Raw genomic sequence first — 16,455 nt, forward strand, 5'->3', positions numbered from 1 at the left:
GGCAGCACGCGCCGGCGCTTTACAATCGAAGTTCAACACAAAAAGCGCGTGTTTCCCACACCACCCACACTATGCCTACCATCAGCGAGCTTTTCGTCTATCCGATCAAATCCTGCGCCGGCATTGCGTTGAACGAGGCACGGCTGCTCGCCACCGGCCTCGAATACGATCGATGCTGGATGGTCACCGACCCGAGCGGCGCAATGCTCACGCAGCGCGCGTATCCGCGCATGGCGCTGATCAGGGTCGAGCTCGGCGAACATGAACTCGTGATCCGCGCACCGGGCATGAGTGCGTTGCGTACGCCGCTCGAGGCCGCCGGGCTCAGCGCTCCGCGCAAGGTGCAAACCGTGGTCTGGCGCGACGCGGCCTATGGACTCGACACCGGAGAAGAGAGCGCAGCGTGGTTTTCTGCGTTTCTCGGCGTGCCTTCGCGGCTGCTGCGCTTCGATCCCGAACGCGAACGGCAGGTCGATCCGGACTACACCGCCAGCGTCTCCGGGGCCACCACGTATTTCGCCGATGGTTTTCCGCTACTGGTGATCGGCCAGGCGTCCCTCGACGACCTGAACGTGCGCCTGAACCGTAAGGGCGCGCCGTCTGTTCCGATCGACCGGTTTCGCCCGAACGTCGTGCTGACAGGGCTCGAAGCGTACGAAGAGGACTATGTCGAGAGTCTGAGCGTTGGCGGCGCTGCGGAGGAGGCCGTGGAACTGAAGCTGGTCAAGCTGTGCGCGCGCTGTCCGATGCCGACCGTCGATCAGGCGAAAGGCGCGCCCGATCCGGAGTGGCCAAACGAGCCGACGGACACGATGAGCGTCTACCGGGCGAATCCGCAGCGGGATGGGGCGGTGACGTTCGGCAATAATGCGCTCGTCGCGCGCGGGGCCGGGGCATGGCTGCGCGTCGGTCAAACGCTCGACGCTGAATTGGGCTTTGGCGATTAATGCCGATCACGCCCGGTCAGCGCCGCGAGGATCACCGGCATCGGCACGGGTTTGACAAAATGATGATTGAATCCGGAGCGTAACGACTCACGCCTGTCCTCGGCGCGCGCGAGGCCGGTCACGGCGACCAGCATGGGCGCCGGCGTGTCGGCTTCATGGCGGATGCGCCGGGCAACCGCGCGTCCGTCGAGACGCGGCATTTCGACATCGAGCAACGCGGCCCCCGGGTGCCACGCGCAATACTGCGCGATTGCGTCGAGGCCGTTGCGCGCGGTCCGGATGTCGAAACCGTGTGCGCTGAAATAGAGTACGTAGGCGGCCAGCAGATCCGGATCGTCGTCGGCGATCAGGAGGCGGGCGGCATCATCAATGGACATCCGGCTTCTCCAGGTTACGTACCTGGTATTGAGCAATTTGAGGTCCCGATAGAATCGGGGCTCACTATTCCGTTTTCTTCGCCCTTTCCGGCAAGGTGTCCTGCACTGCTTTCTTATGAATAAATTACCGATTGGGGATGATGAGGAAGCGCGAATCGAACGCGATATCGAGGCGGTCAAGCGCATCGACGCCGTGCCTTCGATCCTGCGGCTCATCTGCAAGAACACCGGGATGGGCTTTGCAGCGGTCGCCCGGGTCACGGAGCACAGCTGGACCGCCTGCGCGGTGCGTGACGAAGTGAACTTCGGTCTGGCCGCGGGTGGCCAGCTCGATCTGCACACCACGCTGTGTTTCGAATCGCGCGCCGCGCGTGCGTCGATCGTGATTGATAACTTCAACGAAGATCCGGTCTATCACGGCCATCACACAGCGCGGATCTACAACCTGGGTAGTTATATTTCCGTACCGATCGTTTTGCCCGATGGCCGCTACTTCGGTAATCTCTGCGCGATCGATCCGAACCCGAATGAGTTATCCAACGCGCGCACGCTAGGCATGTTCGAGGTATTCGCCGATCTGATCGCGATCCAGCTCGCCTCGGAAGGCCGCGAACAGGCGGCTGAGGCGGCGCTGTTGCGCGAACGGGAGAATTCCGGCTTGCGCGAGCAGTTCATCGCCGTACTCGGGCACGACCTGCGCAATCCGCTTTCCGCGGTCAGCGCGACCGCCGAACTGCTGACGCTGCGCAAGAACGAGCCCGACCTCGTGAAAATCGGTCAGCGGCTGAAGACCACCACGTCGCGGATGGCCCGCCTGATCGACGACGTCATGGACTTCGCCCGCGGCCGGCTCGGTTCTGGCATTGGCGTGTCGATCGATGACGTCGACGATCTGGCGACCGCTTTGCGCGTGGTGGTCGCCGAAGCGCGCGAGGCCAATCCGCAGCGGTTGCTGGCCGATGACATCGCGATCTCCACGCGGGTTCGCTGCGACCGCATGCGTGTCCAGCAACTGCTTTCGAATCTGCTCGGCAATGCGATCACGCATGGCGCGGCTGAGTTGCCGGTCACGGTGCAAGCGCGGGTGGAGAGCGGCGAGTTTGTGCTGACCGTGTCGAACGGCGGCAACGTGATCGCGCCGGATACCTTGAGCAAGGTGTTCGAGCCTTACTGGCGCCCGCCTACCAGCAAGCCGGGCGGAGGCCTCGGGCTCGGCCTGTATATCTGCAAGCAGATTGTCGGCGCGCACGGCGGCACGCTCGATGTCAGATCGAGCGCCACGGAAGGCACGGTGTTCGTCGCGAGATTGCCGATCGGAGTTTGAGCGTGCACGGCGAGCTTCGGTCGCACGTGCACGGTGCTGCGTCGCACCATCGCTGTGCCTCCCTGCATCAGGACGCGCCACGCACTCCGCTAGCAACCCACTAATGTCATAGGCAGCAAAGCCCCGTCCCACGGCGCTGCAGCGGGAATTTCACCCAATTGGCACGGCCTTTGCGTTAAGCCTTGCCAGCGGATCAACGTGGATCCGTCGCGAGTGCAACAACAAGGTACTCGCCGCAGCACAGGTCAGGACAACGGCGTCCCCCGAATTCAGTCATCGACTGGGTTCGCGGGACGCCGTTTTTATTTCCGGAATCGCTTTTGCACAGCAGCCAGTCGGCAGCGATTCGAGCCCAGTACATTGAGGAAGCCGCGGTCATGAAAATTATCGTTATCGGTCACGGGATGGTCGGCCACAAACTGGTCGAATGCCTGGCTCAAGACGCGGCGCATGGGCTCGACATCACCGTGCTGTGCGAGGAATCACGCCCGGCGTACGACCGCGTGCATCTGTCCGAATTCTTCGCGGGTAAGACGGCAGATGATCTCTCGCTCGTCGAACCGGGTTTCTTCGAGCGCCAGAACGTCTTGCTGAAGCTCAATGCGAAAGCTGTGGCGATCGATCGCGACGCGCGCACCGTAACGGTATCGACCGGTGAGACCTTGCCGTACGACAAGCTGGTGTTCGCTACGGGTTCCTATCCATTCGTGCCGCCTGTGCAAGGGCGTGAACGCGCCGACTGTTTTGTTTACCGCACCATTGACGACCTCGAAGCGATGCAGGAGTGCGGCGCCCGTTCGAAGACCGGTACGGTGGTCGGCGGCGGCCTGCTTGGCCTCGAGTGCGCGAAGGCGTTGCGGGACATGGGGCTGGAAACGCACGTGGTCGAGTTCGCACCGCGCCTCATGGCGGTGCAGGTCGACGAAGGCGGTGGCCGCGTGCTGCGCACCCGGATCGAAGAACTGGGCGTGACGGTGCACACGCAGAAGAACACCTCGGCGATCGTCGATGGCGAGACGGGCACGCATCGCATGCAATTCGCCGACGGCAGTCACCTCGACACCGACATGATCGTGTTCTCCGCGGGCATTCGTCCGCGTGACGATCTCGCGCGCCAATGCGGGCTCACGCTCGGCGAGCGCGGCGGCATCGTGATCGACAACGCATGCCGCACCAGCGACCCGCACATCTACGCGATCGGCGAGTGCGCGCTGTGGGAAGGCAAGCTGTTCGGCCTCGTCGCGCCCGGCTATGACATGGCGCGCGCGGTGGCGAAGCAACTGCACGGCGACTCGGCGGAATTCGCCGGCGCCGACATGAGCACCAAGTTGAAGCTGATGGGCGTGGACGTCGCGAGCATTGGCGACGCGCATGGCAACACGCCGGGCAGCCGCGCCTATCAGTTCAGCGACGAACGCAAGCAGATCTACAAGAAACTGGTGGTGTCCGAATGCGGCAAGTATCTGCTCGGCGGCGTGATGGTTGGCGACGCGAGCGAATACGGCACGCTGCTGCAGATGATGCTGAACCGGATCGAGTTGCCGGCTTCGCCCGAATTCCTGATCCTGCCGTCGTCCGACGGTCAGGCGAAACCGGCGCTCGGCGTCGAGGCATTGCCCGCCGGCGCGCAAATCTGTTCGTGCAACAACGTCTCGAAGGCTCACCTGTGTGCCGCAGTGTGCGCGGGCGCGACCGACATCGGCGCGTTGAAGTGCGCGACCCAGGCCGGCACCTCGTGCGGCGGCTGCGTGCCGCTCGTCACGCAGGTGATGAAGGCCGAGATGAAAAAGCAGGGCCTCGCGGTCAACAACCACGTGTGCGAGCACTTTCCCTATTCGCGCCAGGAGCTCTATCACCTCGTGCGCGTGGAGGGCGTGCGCAGCTTCGGCGAGCTGCTGTCGAAGCATGGTCACGGCCTCGGCTGCGATATTTGCAAACCCGTGGTGGCAAGCATTCTCGCGTCGTGCTGGAACGAATTCGTGCTGAAGAAGGAGCACGCGGCGCTGCAGGACACCAACGATTACTACCTCGCCAACATCCAGCGCGACGGCACCTATTCGGTCGTGCCGCGCATGGCCGGTGGCGAAGTGACGCCGGACGGTTTGATTGCCGTCGGCCAGGTGGCGAAGAAATATGGCCTCTACACGAAGATCACCGGCGGTCAGCGAGTCGATCTATTCGGTGCCCGCGTCGAACAACTGCCGTTCATCTGGGAAGAACTGATTGCGGCCGGCTTCGAGTCGGGTCATGCGTACGGCAAGTCGCTGCGCACGGTGAAGTCGTGTGTCGGCTCGACGTGGTGCCGTTACGGCGTCGGCGATTCGGTGGGTCTCGCGGTCGAACTCGAGAACCGCTACAAGGGCCTGCGCACGCCGCACAAGATCAAGTTCGGCGTGTCCGGCTGCACGCGCGAATGCGCGGAGGCACAGGGCAAGGACGTCGGCATCATCGCCACTGAAAAGGGCTGGAATCTCTACGTGTGCGGCAACGGCGGGATGAAGCCGCGCCACGCCGAACTGCTTGCCTCGGACCTCGATAAGGAAACGCTGGTGCGCTACATCGACCGCTTCCTGATGTTTTACGTGCGCACGGCAGACCGTCTGCAACGCACCAGCGTGTGGCGCGAGAACCTCGAAGGCGGCCTCGACTATCTGATCGACGTGGTCGTCAACGATCGCCTGGGCGTAGTCGCGGAGCTCGAGGTGGAAATGCAGCACGTGGTCGACACCTACGAATGCGAGTGGAAGCGGGCCGTCACCGATCCCGAGACACGCAAGCGCTTCCGTCACTTCGTCAACAGTGGCGAGCCGGACAGCAATGTCACCTTCGTCGAGGAACGCGGCCAGATCCGGCCCGCGACGGTGGCCGAGCGGCTGTCGAAGCTCACGTCGATTCCCGTGGTTGTCGAGACCGTTTGATTCTTTTTGCGCTATTCACCGAGGACTTCCGCCATGAACGTTGACCGCCTGCCGCCCGCCTGGACGCCTGTTTGCCCGCTCGACGACATCGTGCCCAACACGGGCGTGTGCGCGCTCGTCAACGGCGAGCAGGTAGCGGTATTTCATGTGAACAACGGCGACACGGACGGCGCCGTATACGCGATCGAAAACTACGATCCGAGCTCGCAAGCCGCAGTGCTCTCGCGCGGACTGATCGGCAGCCTCGGCGAGCGCCTTGTGGTCGCCTCGCCGATCTACAAGCACCACTTCGATCTGCGCACCGGTGAGTGCCTCGAAGCACCGGCGTATTCCGTCAGTGCGTTCGCTACGCGCGTGGAAGACGGGCAGGTGTGGGTCGCGGCCTGAGTTGCCGTTTTCTTCTGAATCAATTCGAACGACGTCGCTCTCCATGTCCTCCTCTAGCGTAAAAACCGTGTGTCCCTACTGTGGCGTTGGCTGCGGAATGGTGCTGCACGTCGAGGACGGGCAGGTCGTCAAGATTTCCGGCGACAAGGAGCATCCGGCTAACTTCGGGCGGCTCTGCACGAAGGGCCAGTCGGCGCACGTCGCGTTGCGCAAGTCGGGCCGTCTCGAAGGCGCGTTCGTGCGTCATGCACGCGATCAGGACCCGACGCCGCTGCCGATGGCGCAGGCGATCAGCACCACGGCGGCGCGGTTGCGCGGCCTGCTTGACGAGCACGGACCGGACGCGCTGTCGTTCTATGTGTCGGGACAGATGTCGATCGAGGCGCAGTACCTGGTCAACAAGCTCGCCAAGGGTTTTGTCGGCACCAACAATATCGAATCGAATTCGCGTCTGTGCATGGCGAGCGCGGGTAGCGGCTACAAGCTTTCGCTCGGCGCGGACGGCCCGCCGGGATCGTACGAAGACATCGATCATGCCGACCTGTTCTTCGTGATCGGCGCGAATATGGCCGACTGTCACCCGATTCTGTTCCTGCGCATGATGGATCGCGTGAAGGCGGGTGCGAAACTGATCGTAGTCGATCCACGCCGCAATACGACCGCCGACAAGGCCGATCTCTTTCTGCAGATCAAGCCGGGCACCGATCTGGCGTTGCTGAACGGCTTGCTCCATTTGCTGCACGAAAACGGCCACACGGATGCGGCTTTTATTGCGGACTTCACCGAAGGCTGGGACGGAATGCCGGATTTTCTCGCGGACTACACACCGGAGAAAGTGGCGGCGATTACGGGCCTTTCTGTAGAAAATATCCGCCGGGCCGCGCAAATGATCGGCGCCGCACCGGAGTGGATCAGCTGCTGGACCATGGGTCTGAATCAAAGCACGCATGGCACATGGCACACGAATGCGATCTGCAATCTGCATCTGGCGACAGGCAGGATCTGCCGCCGCGGCAGTGGTCCCTTTTCGCTGACAGGGCAGCCCAATGCGATGGGCGGTCGTGAAATGGGTTACATGGGACCCGGTTTGCCGGGGCAGCGTTCGGTGCTGGTCGAAGAGGACCGTACGTTTATTGAGGACCTCTGGGGCATTCCGAAGGGCGTGCTGAAGACTGAAGTCGGCAACGGCACGATCGATTTGTTCACTCGCATGGCAGCGGGCGAGATCAAGGCGTGCTGGATCATCTGCACGAATCCGGTGGCGAGCGTTGCAAACCGTCAGACCGCGATTGCTGGCTTGCGCGCCGCGGAACTCGTGATTTCGCAGGACGCCTTCCTCGACACCGAGACCAACCGTTACGCCGACGTGCTGTTGCCCGGCGCATTGTGGGCCGAAGCCGAAGGCGTGATGATCAACTCCGAGCGCAACCTGACGTTGATGCAGAAGGGCATCGAACCGCCGGGCGCCGCGTTGCCGGATTGGCAGATCATCGCGCGCATCGCGTGTGAAATGGGTTTCGCGGATGCGTTTACCTACGCAAGCGCCGAAGAAGTTTTCGCGGAAATCACGCGCGCGTCGAATCCAAAGACGGGCTACGACCTGCGCGGCGCGAGCCATCGCCGTCTGAAGGAAACGCCGCTGCAATGGCCGCTCGCCGCTGACTATGCCGCCGACCGCAACCCGGTTCGCTACGTCAACGACGGTGTCAGCCAGACGCTGAAGAAATTGCCCGACGGCAGCCTGCCGCGGCTCGTGTTCCCGACGGCGAGCGGCAAAGCGGTGTTCTTCGCTCGCGCGTTTGCAGCCCCGGCCGAATTACCCGATCGGGAATTTCCGATCGTGTTGAATACGGGCCGCTTGCAGCATCAATGGCACACCATGACCAAGACCGGCAAGGTTGCAATGCTCAACAAGCTGAACCCCGGGCCGTTCGTCGAGATTCATCCTGAAGACGCTGCAACGCTTGGCATCAAGGCAAAAGATCCGGTTGAAATCCGTTCGCGGCGTGGACGTGCCGTGTTGCCTGCGGTTGTTACGGAGCGCGTGCAAGCAGGGAACTGCTTCGCGCCGATGCACTGGAACGAAGTCTTCGGCGACGATCTGTGCATCAACGCAGTCACCAGCGATGCAATCGATCCGATCTCGCAACAACCCGAACTCAAGTTCTGTGCGGTCGCGCTGAGCCCGGTCTCGCTTGACGCCATCGAGCCGGTTTCGAATGCAGGTGACGAAACGCTCATCGACACGCCTGCTGCCGCAGTCGACCCAGCAACAGCAAGCGCTATATCGGCGAACACCGAGGAACTGGAAATGCCCCGCATCAATGCGCTAACTAGCCTGCTGCAGCTTCCACAGACATCCGCGCCGTCGTTCACGGAAACCGAGCGGGCGTATCTGGCCGGTTTCGTCAGTGGCCTGCGCTCAGCGGAAGGACAGGGTATCGACAGCGTGCCGGTTCTGCCGACGGGTGCACCGTTCGATCCGGCGAGCCGCCTGTACGTGGACGGTTTGCTGGCTGGACTTTATAGCCGCAGCGGGACATCTGCGGCGGTGCCGGCGGGCGTGCTTGCCACTACGCATTCCGAAGCGGCGAATGGATCCGGTGTGCGCATCTTGCGCGTGCGCCCCAAAGTCACCTTGCTGTGGGCCTCGCAAACTGGGAACACCGAATCGCTGACGGAGCGTTATGCCACGCGTTTGATGGAGTCGGGCTTCGAAATCCGCACGTCGTGTATGGCGGACTATCCGGCCTCGGCGCTTGCGAAAGCGCAATACGTGCTGCTGATGTCGAGCACCTTCGGCGACGGCGATGCGCCTGATAACGCGCAAGGTTTCTGGTCCCAACTGGCCGGCGATGCAGCGCTTCGTCTCGAAGGGCTGCGCTACGCCGTGCTCGCACTGGGCGATCGCAACTATGATCAATTTTGCGGCCACGGCCGCCGTCTGGATGAACGCCTCGCTGCGCAAGGCGCGCTGCGTTTGATGGATCGCGTCGACTGCGATAGCGAGTATCAGGAGAATGCCGACGCGTGGCTCGAAAGCATCATCGTACGTATCAAGGAGGAAGACGCGGCGCTGCATGCGGTGCCTCCTGGCGGCATGATCAACGCTGTGGTTCGCGGCGCCGTGCCGAGCCGGACGCGTCCGGCCGCATCGCGCCTCGTCAGGAACCTGCAACTGAACAAGCAGGGCGCCGCGAAGGATACGCGCTACTTTTCATTGAGCACCGGCGATTCGGGCCTCGAATACGAAGCTGGCGATGCGCTGGGTGTATGGCCGAGCAATTGTCCCGAACTGGTCGACGAACTGATCGGCCTGAGCGGTTTGAGTGCCGACGCTGCCGTGAACGTCTCCGGTGTGGGTGACATGCGTCTCGCTGACGCACTCGGCAAGCACTACGAAATCGCGCGCCCCAGCACAGATGCGTTGGTATTCATCGCTGCACGAAGCAGCAACGGCGCATTGCGCGATCTGTTGACGCCCGCACGCAAAGCCGATCTTAAACACTGGCTGTGGGGCCAGCAACTTGCCGACGTACTCCACGAATTTCCCGTCAACCTGACGGCCGCCGAATTGACCGGCATGCTCAAGCGCCTGCAGCCGCGTTTGTATTCGATTGCATCGAGCCCGAAGGCACATCCCGGCGAAGTTCATCTGACGGTTGCCGCGGTTCGCTATAGCAATGGCCGCCGTCATCGCAAAGGCGTCTCGTCGACGTTTCTCGCCGACCGCGCCGGCGATGTGAATGTGCCGGTGTTCGTGCAGAAATCCGCACACTTTCGGCCTCCTCATGTTTCGGACACACCGATCATCATGGTCGGTCCCGGTACCGGTGTCGCACCGTTTCGCGGCTTTCTGCACGAGCGGCGTGCACGTGGCGACAAAGGACGCAACTGGCTGTTCTTCGGCGAACAACATGCGGCTACGGATTTCTACTATCGCGACGAATTGGAAGCGATGCGCGACAGCGGATTGCTAACCCGACTCGATGTCGCTTTCTCGCGCGATCAAACGGAGAAGGTCTACGTGCAGGACCGTATGCGCGAGCAGGGTGCATACCTGTGGGCATGGCTCGAAGAAGGTGCGCATTTTTATGTCTGCGGCGACGCAAGCCGGATGGCGAGAGATGTCGACGCGACGCTCAAGCAAGTGGTCGCTCAGCACGGCGGCATGAGCGCAGAAAAAGCCGCTGATTATGTGAGCGGTTTAGCGCAGGAAAAGCGCTACGTACGCGATGTTTATTGATTTTCAAAGCGATCGGATCAGGCGCTGTATCACGGTTCAAGAGAGTGCGCAGCAAGCTTCGGAAGAAGGACCCGGATGGCATGGAGATTGCGTGTCAAAACCGGTATTCAACATCGTGATCATTCCGGTGCGCGGCGCCTCAGCGCCGTGGACCAGGTGAGCGAACAATCAGTCAATGTGAGGATGTCTAATGAAAAACGTGATGAGCTCTCTAAAGAGCGGGGATTGGCGCGCGCTGGTGGCGTGTTTCCTCTATTTCGACACCGGCTTCACAGTCTGGGTGCTATACGGGCCGCTCGCGCCATTCATTAGCAAGAGCGTTGTAATGACGCCTGCGCAACAAGGTTTGCTGGTTGCCGTGCCGGTGCTGTCGGCAGCGATCCTGCGCGTGACGCTCGGTAACCTGTATCAATCCGCACATGGAAAACGCATCGCGCTGATGGGCGTATTGCTGTCCGCGGTGCCGACGATCGTGCTGCCCTTGTTGCCGTTCGTGCCTTCGTACACTCTGCTGCTGGTGCTCGGCGTGTTCCTCGGCGTAGGTGGCGCGAGCTTCGCGGTGGCGCTGCCGATGGCCGGCAGCAACTATCCGCCGAAGGTGCAGGGTCTGGTGCTGGGGCTGGCCGCCGCCGGCAACATCGGCGCGGTGCTCGACGGCTTCCTGTTCCCGCAGCTGGCGACGCACTACGGCTGGCAAATGGCGACCGCCGGCGCACTGCCGTTGCTCGCGATCGCCGCGATCACGCTGTACTTCTGGGCCAACGATTCCGGTATCAAATCCGGCAGTGTGCTGCGCGCGTTCGGCAGTTTCGCGGTGACGCTCGTCGGCTTGATCGTGCTCGTGCTGCTGGTCGAAGCGGGCATGTTCGGCTCCGGCAAGACTGGTGTGTTGCTGCTGCCAGTAATCGGTGCGCTGCTGGCTATCGCGGTGCTGCCCAAGCGTTATCGCTCGGTGCTGTCTGAGCGTGACACGTGGGCGATCATGCTGGTGTACAGCATCACGTTCGGAGGTTTTGTCGGCATGTCGTCGTATGTTTCGCTGCTGCTGACCAACCTGTATCAGTTGTCGAAGATTGATGCGGGCCTGTTCATGGCGCTGCTTGCCGCGACCGGCGCGATCGTACGGCCGCTTGGTGGCCTGATCGCCGACAAGGTGTCGGGCGTGCGCGCGCTGACCTTCCTGCTCGCGGTCATTTCGCTGTGCGACTTCGTTTTTGCTGCCGCCATGCCGTCGATGCTGGGCGGGATTGTGCTACTGCTGTGTCTGTACGTGGCCTTCGGTCTGGGTAATGGCGCGACCTTCCAGTTGGTGCCGCATCGCTGGGCTGGCCGCACCGGTTTGATGTCGGGCATCGTCGGCGCTGCGGGCGGCATCGGTGGCTTCTATCTGCCGGTCGTGATGGGCATTGCGAAGGAAAGCACGGGCAGCTATCAGATGGGCTTCGCGACCTTCGGTACGCTGGCGGCTTGTGCGTTCCTCGCGATCGTCGCGCTGCGCCGTCCGTGGATGGCGTGGTCAATGCATGCCAACGTGATGCATGCACACGCAACGGAGTAACGGTTTTCGGGGGCCGCGGCGCTGCGTGTCTGGCGATGGTGGTCACGCGGCGAAAATGCCCGGCAGAGCGAAATGGTGCATCGAATCATAAGTAGATGACATGAGCGTCACGAAAGATCGGGTTCAGGCACCACCGTCCGAAGTGGACGTCTCCAGCGAGGTATTGAGCTCGTTGATCAACATGTCGGGGCGTCAACGGATGCTGTCGCAGCGCATCGCATTGCAGTCGATGTTGGCGTTTCAAGAGTTCGACGGTGCGTTGACAATCGCGCGGGAGACCTTGCGTACGTTTTCGGACAGCCACACGGCGCTGGTGCAAGGCCGCGACGGCCTGCCCGGACTGTTCTCTCCGGCGTTGCGCGAAGCTTTTCACGGCAGCGGGGACGTTGCTAAGAAGATCACGGACTTTATCGCGCTGGCCTCGGTGGCGCTGGAGGCGATCGAACGCGGTTCGCCGCGCGCTAATGAAGCGCTGAACGCGTTGATCGGTTCCGTCGATCCGTTGCTGACGCATTTGCACGCCGTAACCGCTGTCTACGAGCAGGAAAGCAGGCGCATTGCGCGGGCGCAGAAGAAAGGCCAGCAGGATCTTATCGAGCGGATCAAAGCGATCGCAAAGGAAGCGCATATCGTCTCGTTCAACGGTCAGATCGTGGCAAGCCGCTCGAATGTGACCGGCCGGGAGTTCGCTGTGATAGCAGGCGTGATGACATCTATCACCAAGGAACTTGAGGCTGTGGTGAGCGCGTTTGTGCAGAAGACTTCGGCGGGATAGGCGAGCGCCTGTTGCAATCTGTTTGGCTGTGCTTCAGCGGAAGAGCAGGGCGCTGCCAGAAAATACGCAGGCGAATACTTGCATGTTGTCGGACGCAAGCCTAATATGCAGTCAGGAGGCTGCATATGACGATCTCATCTGGCACACTCAATAATGCTTCGACTGACCGCATCGAGAAACAGATTCTGCTGAAGGCGCCGCGCTCGCGAGTGTGGCGCGCGGTGTCCAACGCCGAGGAATTTGGCAAATGGTTTTGCGTGGATTTCAACGGCAAACAGTTTGTCGCCGGTCAGTCCGTGCAAGGCAACATCACCTATCCGGGCTACGAACATCTCGTTATGGATGTGCTGGTCGAGCGCGTCGAACCGGAACATCATCTGTCGTTTCGCTGGCATCCGGCCGCGGTCGATGTGTCGGTCGACTACTCGCCCGAGCCCACCACGCTGGTCGTATTTGAGTTGAGCGAGGTCGATTCAGGCACGTTGCTGCGGGTGGTCGAATCGGGCTTCGATCAGATTCCGGCCGCACGCCGCGCGGAAGCGTTTCGCATGAATAACGGCGGGTGGGAAGAGCAGTTGGTCAACATCGAAAAGCATGTCGCCAAGGGATAAGCCGGCTGCCGGCAATGCGCGGGTGAAGGCGGCCATGCTGCGAAGTTCCGCGCAGATTTTTGCGGCGCTCGGCGACGAAACGCGACTGCGTCTGATCGCCGTGTTGTGCGCGGGCAGTGCGATGTCGATTGCGCAGTTGACCGCCGGTACGGAGATTACGCGGCAGTCGGTCACGCAGCATTTGCAGGTGCTTGCCAATGCGGGCCTGGTGCGCGACGTCAAGGTGGGCCGTGAACGCTTATGGGCGTTCGAACCGGCGCACCTCGAAGAAGCGCGGCGCGCGCTTGACGCGATCTCGCAGCAGTGGGATCACGCGCTGCTGAGATTGAAGGCCGCGGTGGAAGAGTGAAATTTCCTAGAATTTGTGCCGCAGCGCAACCCGCACGGCCACCTGATTCCCCGTTGACGACGGCGCCTGCACGCCCGGAATGAACGCGTCGTCGAGAATCGAGTGGGTCGAGTCGCCCGCAACCTTCTGATACTCGCCCTGCACGTAAACGTCCGTGCGTTTGGACAGGTTGTAATCCGCCATCACACCGACCGAGTGAATCTTCGGCTTCACGCTGCCCGTCGACGCGTCGTAGTTCTCCATCGTGTACACATACTGCGCGCCGATAAAGAAGGCAGGCGTGAACTGATATTTGCCGTTCACTTCGAAGTTCTGGTATTTCAGCGTATTCAGGCTGACACCCGATGCCGCCAGCGGGACACCGATATAGCCGTTGCCGGTCGGGTCCTTATAGTTGGAGTTGGTGTAAGCAAAACCGGCTGTCGCCGAACCGAACGTGTAGTTGATGCCGGCGCCGAACACCCGCATGCGCCCGGCGATGAAGCTCGCGTCGTTTGCCGTGATCGCGCCGGTGGAACCTGCGCCCGGATTGTTCGCCTGCAGGTACGCGGCCGCAATCAGCAGTCCGCCGTTCGCGTACTGGCCGCCGAAGCTGTAGGCGCGGTTGTTCGCGAAGTTCGTGTCGTTGCTGAAGCTGTACACGCCGCCGAACTGGAAGCCCGCGATTTCCGGGCTCGCGTACTTCACGCTGTTGCCGAGGCGGAATGAGTTGTCCGTGTTGTCGTTGTCGTACGGGTGCGCAAACAGGTAGCCGGCCCAGTTGCCGTTGGCGGTGGTCTGCGCGAGGTAATCGACCACCGAGTCGTACTGGCGCCCGAGCGTAACGGTCCCGAACCGGTTGTCGCTCAAGCCCACATAGGCCTGGCGGCCGAACATGCGGCCGCCCTGGCCGAGCCGCCCCGAACTCACGTCGAAGCCGTTTTCCAGTTGAAACACGGCCTTCATGCCGCCGCCCAGATCTTCCGAACCCTTCATGCCCCAGCGGCTGCCTTGCGCATAGCCGCTCGCCATTTCCCAGACCGCGCCGTGCCCGGCGTTGTTGGTGTAGTCGATGCCTTCATCCAGTACGCCGTACAGGGTCACGCTGCTTTGCGCGAAGGCGGACGGGGCCGCCAGCGAGGTGAGTGCCGTGAAGGCGGCGGTGGCGATGACATTCTTTTTCATTGTGAGCTCCAGACTTTGGTAATGAGCGGCCCCGTGGTTCGAAATGGGGGTTCGACCGCTTGCAAAGGCCGCTGCTTATTGGCAAAGCCCGGATTCTGCTATTCGGGATGAGATTCGCGTATGAGGCACATCCCTGGATAAACGTGATTTTTTCGAATGTTTGTCCCGCGAATTATTCGCTTGTGGCGAGCCGTCACGGAGAGAAAAATTCCGGTCATGCACCTTTGGCATGAAGGCGATAGCCGAAGGCAATGCGCCACCGCACCAGGTTTTCAGGAGACGACATGCGACTCGATCGGAATTTTGCTAACGGCTGCTTTATCGACGCGGCAAGCGACGAGCTCATCGCCGTCACCAACCCCGCCACCGAAGCCGTGATTGCCCACGTCACGGGCGCCACCGAAGCCGAGGCCATCGCCGCGGTCGACGCAGCAGCGGCCGCCCAGAAGGGCTGGCGCAAGCTGCCTTCGGCCGAGCGCGCGGTCTATCTGCACAAGCTCGCCGACGCGCTCACCGAATGCGCGCCCGCCATCGGCGCGGCGCTCGCGCTGGAGTCAGGCAAGAGCGTCGCCGACGCCACCAACGAAGCCATCTACGCCGGCCAGATCACCCGTTACCACGCCGAATGGGCGCGCCGCATCGAAGGCGAGGTGATTCCGAGCGACACGCCCGACGAAAACCTCGTGCTGCATCGCGAGCCGATTGGCGTGGTCGCGTGCCTGATCCCGTTCAATTACCCGGTCTATACGTTCATGCGCAAGGTGGCGCCCGCGCTGATCGCCGGCAATACCGTGGTGGTGCGCCCGAGCAATAACACGCCGACCTCCGCGTTCGAAATCGCCAGGGCGGTAGAGAAGGCCGGACTGCCGGCCGGCGTCGTGAACATTCTCGCGATGAATCACGCAACCGCCGAGGCGCTTTGCACGCATCCGAAGGTCGGCATGATCACGCTGACCGGCAGCGTCGGCGCGGGCCGCAAGGTGCTCGAATACTGCAAGACGAACATCGCCAAGCCGTCGCTCGAACTGGGCGGCAAGACGCCGGCGATCATCGAGGCCGATGCCGATCTGGAGAAGGCCGCGCGCGATCTGGTCGCCTCCAAAACCACTCACTGCGGGCAGCTTTGCACGGCGATCGAACGCGTCTATGTGCAGGAAAGCGTGCATGATCGTTTCGTCGCGCTGCTGAAGAAGCACATGAGCGCAGTGGAAAGCGGCGATCGCAGCGAACAGCCGTCGCTGATGGGGCCGCTCGTCAACGACGCGTCGCGCCAGTCGATTCACGGCATGGTCGAACGCGCAATCGCTGCAGGCGCCACGCTCGAAACCGGCGGCAAGCTGCCGCAAGGCAAAGGCTTTTTCTATCCGGCTACGCTGCTGTCGAACTGCCGTCAGGACATGGAAATCATCCAGGAAGAAACCTTCGGTCCGATCATGCCGGTCGTCAAATACCGCACGCTCGACGAAGCACTGGAGATGGCCAACGACCACCAGTTTGGTCTGTCGTCGGTGCTCTATACCGAGAACTACCGCAGTGCGATGAAGATCGCCAACGGCATCGAGGCAGGCGAGTTGTATGTGAACCGTACGCCGGCCGATCCGTATCAAGGTTTTCACGCGGGCTGGAAACGCTCGGGTCTCGGCGGCGACGACGGCAAGCACGGCATGCTCGAATTCACGCAGACCCGTCTCGTGGTCATGAAGTACTAAAGCTGAAAAGCTGAAACAGCCGCGTGCCGCGCGATTCGGAGTAGACGGCACGCGGTGATTTGAAACCCGCAGAAACGCAGCAAATCCGCT

The 16,455-nt window shown here is 61.9% G+C and carries 12 protein-coding genes; 10 read left to right on the top strand and 2 right to left on the bottom strand.

The features are described from left to right. Nucleotides 1-71: 71 nt before the first annotated feature. A complete protein-coding gene (locus R8871_RS22005) occupies nucleotides 72-947 on the top strand; it encodes an MOSC domain-containing protein (RefSeq protein ID WP_175052345.1) in 876 nt (291 codons plus the stop codon). Here the strand turns inward: R8871_RS22005 and R8871_RS22010 are convergent. Further along, nucleotides 944-1,324 (bottom strand): response regulator, encoded by a 381-nt coding sequence (locus R8871_RS22010; protein ID WP_175052346.1) that lies wholly within the window; start codon nucleotides 1,322-1,324, stop codon nucleotides 944-946. The genes R8871_RS22005 and R8871_RS22010 overlap by 4 nt on opposite strands. Nucleotides 1,325-1,439: 115 nt before the next feature. On the opposite strand from R8871_RS22010, the gene R8871_RS22015 reads away from it, so the two are divergent. The 8 genes from R8871_RS22015 to R8871_RS22050 all read left to right on the top strand — a co-directional run bounded on the left by R8871_RS22015 (nucleotide 1,440) and on the right by R8871_RS22050 (nucleotide 13,492). Then, entirely contained in the window at nucleotides 1,440-2,648 is a 1,209-nt protein-coding gene (locus R8871_RS22015; protein ID WP_175052347.1) for a GAF domain-containing sensor histidine kinase, read from the top strand. Nucleotides 2,649-3,025: 377 nt separating this feature from the next. After that, the gene (gene nirB, locus R8871_RS22020; RefSeq protein ID WP_175052348.1) at nucleotides 3,026-5,566 is read left to right on the top strand and encodes a nitrite reductase large subunit NirB; all 2,541 of its coding nucleotides are present in this window, start codon (nucleotides 3,026-3,028) and stop codon (nucleotides 5,564-5,566) included. A gap of 33 nt (nucleotides 5,567-5,599) precedes the next feature. Beyond that, on the top strand, nucleotides 5,600-5,953 hold the full coding sequence (gene nirD / locus R8871_RS22025) for a nitrite reductase small subunit NirD (protein WP_175052349.1): 354 nt from the start codon (nucleotides 5,600-5,602) through the stop codon (nucleotides 5,951-5,953). A 43-nt stretch (nucleotides 5,954-5,996) separates the two neighbouring features. Beyond that, on the top strand, nucleotides 5,997-10,199 hold the full coding sequence (locus R8871_RS22030) for a bifunctional nitrate reductase/sulfite reductase flavoprotein subunit alpha (protein WP_175052350.1): 4,203 nt from the start codon (nucleotides 5,997-5,999) through the stop codon (nucleotides 10,197-10,199). 190 nt (nucleotides 10,200-10,389) lie between these two features. Then, nucleotides 10,390-11,757, top strand: a complete 1,368-nt coding sequence (locus tag R8871_RS22035; RefSeq protein WP_175052351.1) for an MFS transporter — start codon at nucleotides 10,390-10,392, stop codon at nucleotides 11,755-11,757. Between the two features lie 100 nt (nucleotides 11,758-11,857). Next, complete coding sequence (locus tag R8871_RS22040) at nucleotides 11,858-12,532, top strand: type IV pili methyl-accepting chemotaxis transducer N-terminal domain-containing protein (RefSeq protein WP_175052352.1); 675 nt, start codon at nucleotides 11,858-11,860, stop codon at nucleotides 12,530-12,532. Nucleotides 12,533-12,657: 125 nt separating this feature from the next. Next, nucleotides 12,658-13,143 (top strand): SRPBCC family protein, encoded by a 486-nt coding sequence (locus tag R8871_RS22045; RefSeq protein WP_175052353.1) that lies wholly within the window; start codon nucleotides 12,658-12,660, stop codon nucleotides 13,141-13,143. Beyond that, nucleotides 13,127-13,492 (top strand): ArsR/SmtB family transcription factor, encoded by a 366-nt coding sequence (locus R8871_RS22050; RefSeq protein WP_175052354.1) that lies wholly within the window; start codon nucleotides 13,127-13,129, stop codon nucleotides 13,490-13,492. The genes R8871_RS22045 and R8871_RS22050 overlap by 17 nt, the downstream gene beginning before the upstream one ends. 6 nt (nucleotides 13,493-13,498) lie before the next feature. Here R8871_RS22050 and R8871_RS22055 read toward each other — a convergent pair whose 3' ends face one another. After that, a complete protein-coding gene (locus tag R8871_RS22055; RefSeq protein ID WP_175052355.1) occupies nucleotides 13,499-14,656 on the bottom strand; it encodes a porin in 1,158 nt (385 codons plus the stop codon). A gap of 284 nt (nucleotides 14,657-14,940) precedes the next feature. Between R8871_RS22055 and aldA the strand changes: the two genes are divergently transcribed. Next, entirely contained in the window at nucleotides 14,941-16,365 is a 1,425-nt protein-coding gene (aldA, locus tag R8871_RS22060) for an aldehyde dehydrogenase (RefSeq protein ID WP_175052356.1), read from the top strand. The last annotated feature ends 90 nt before the right edge of the window (nucleotides 16,366-16,455 follow it).

It is taken from the genome of Paraburkholderia sediminicola (genome assembly GCF_902859805.1).
GTDB classification, from domain to species: domain Bacteria; phylum Pseudomonadota; class Gammaproteobacteria; order Burkholderiales; family Burkholderiaceae; genus Paraburkholderia; species Paraburkholderia sediminicola.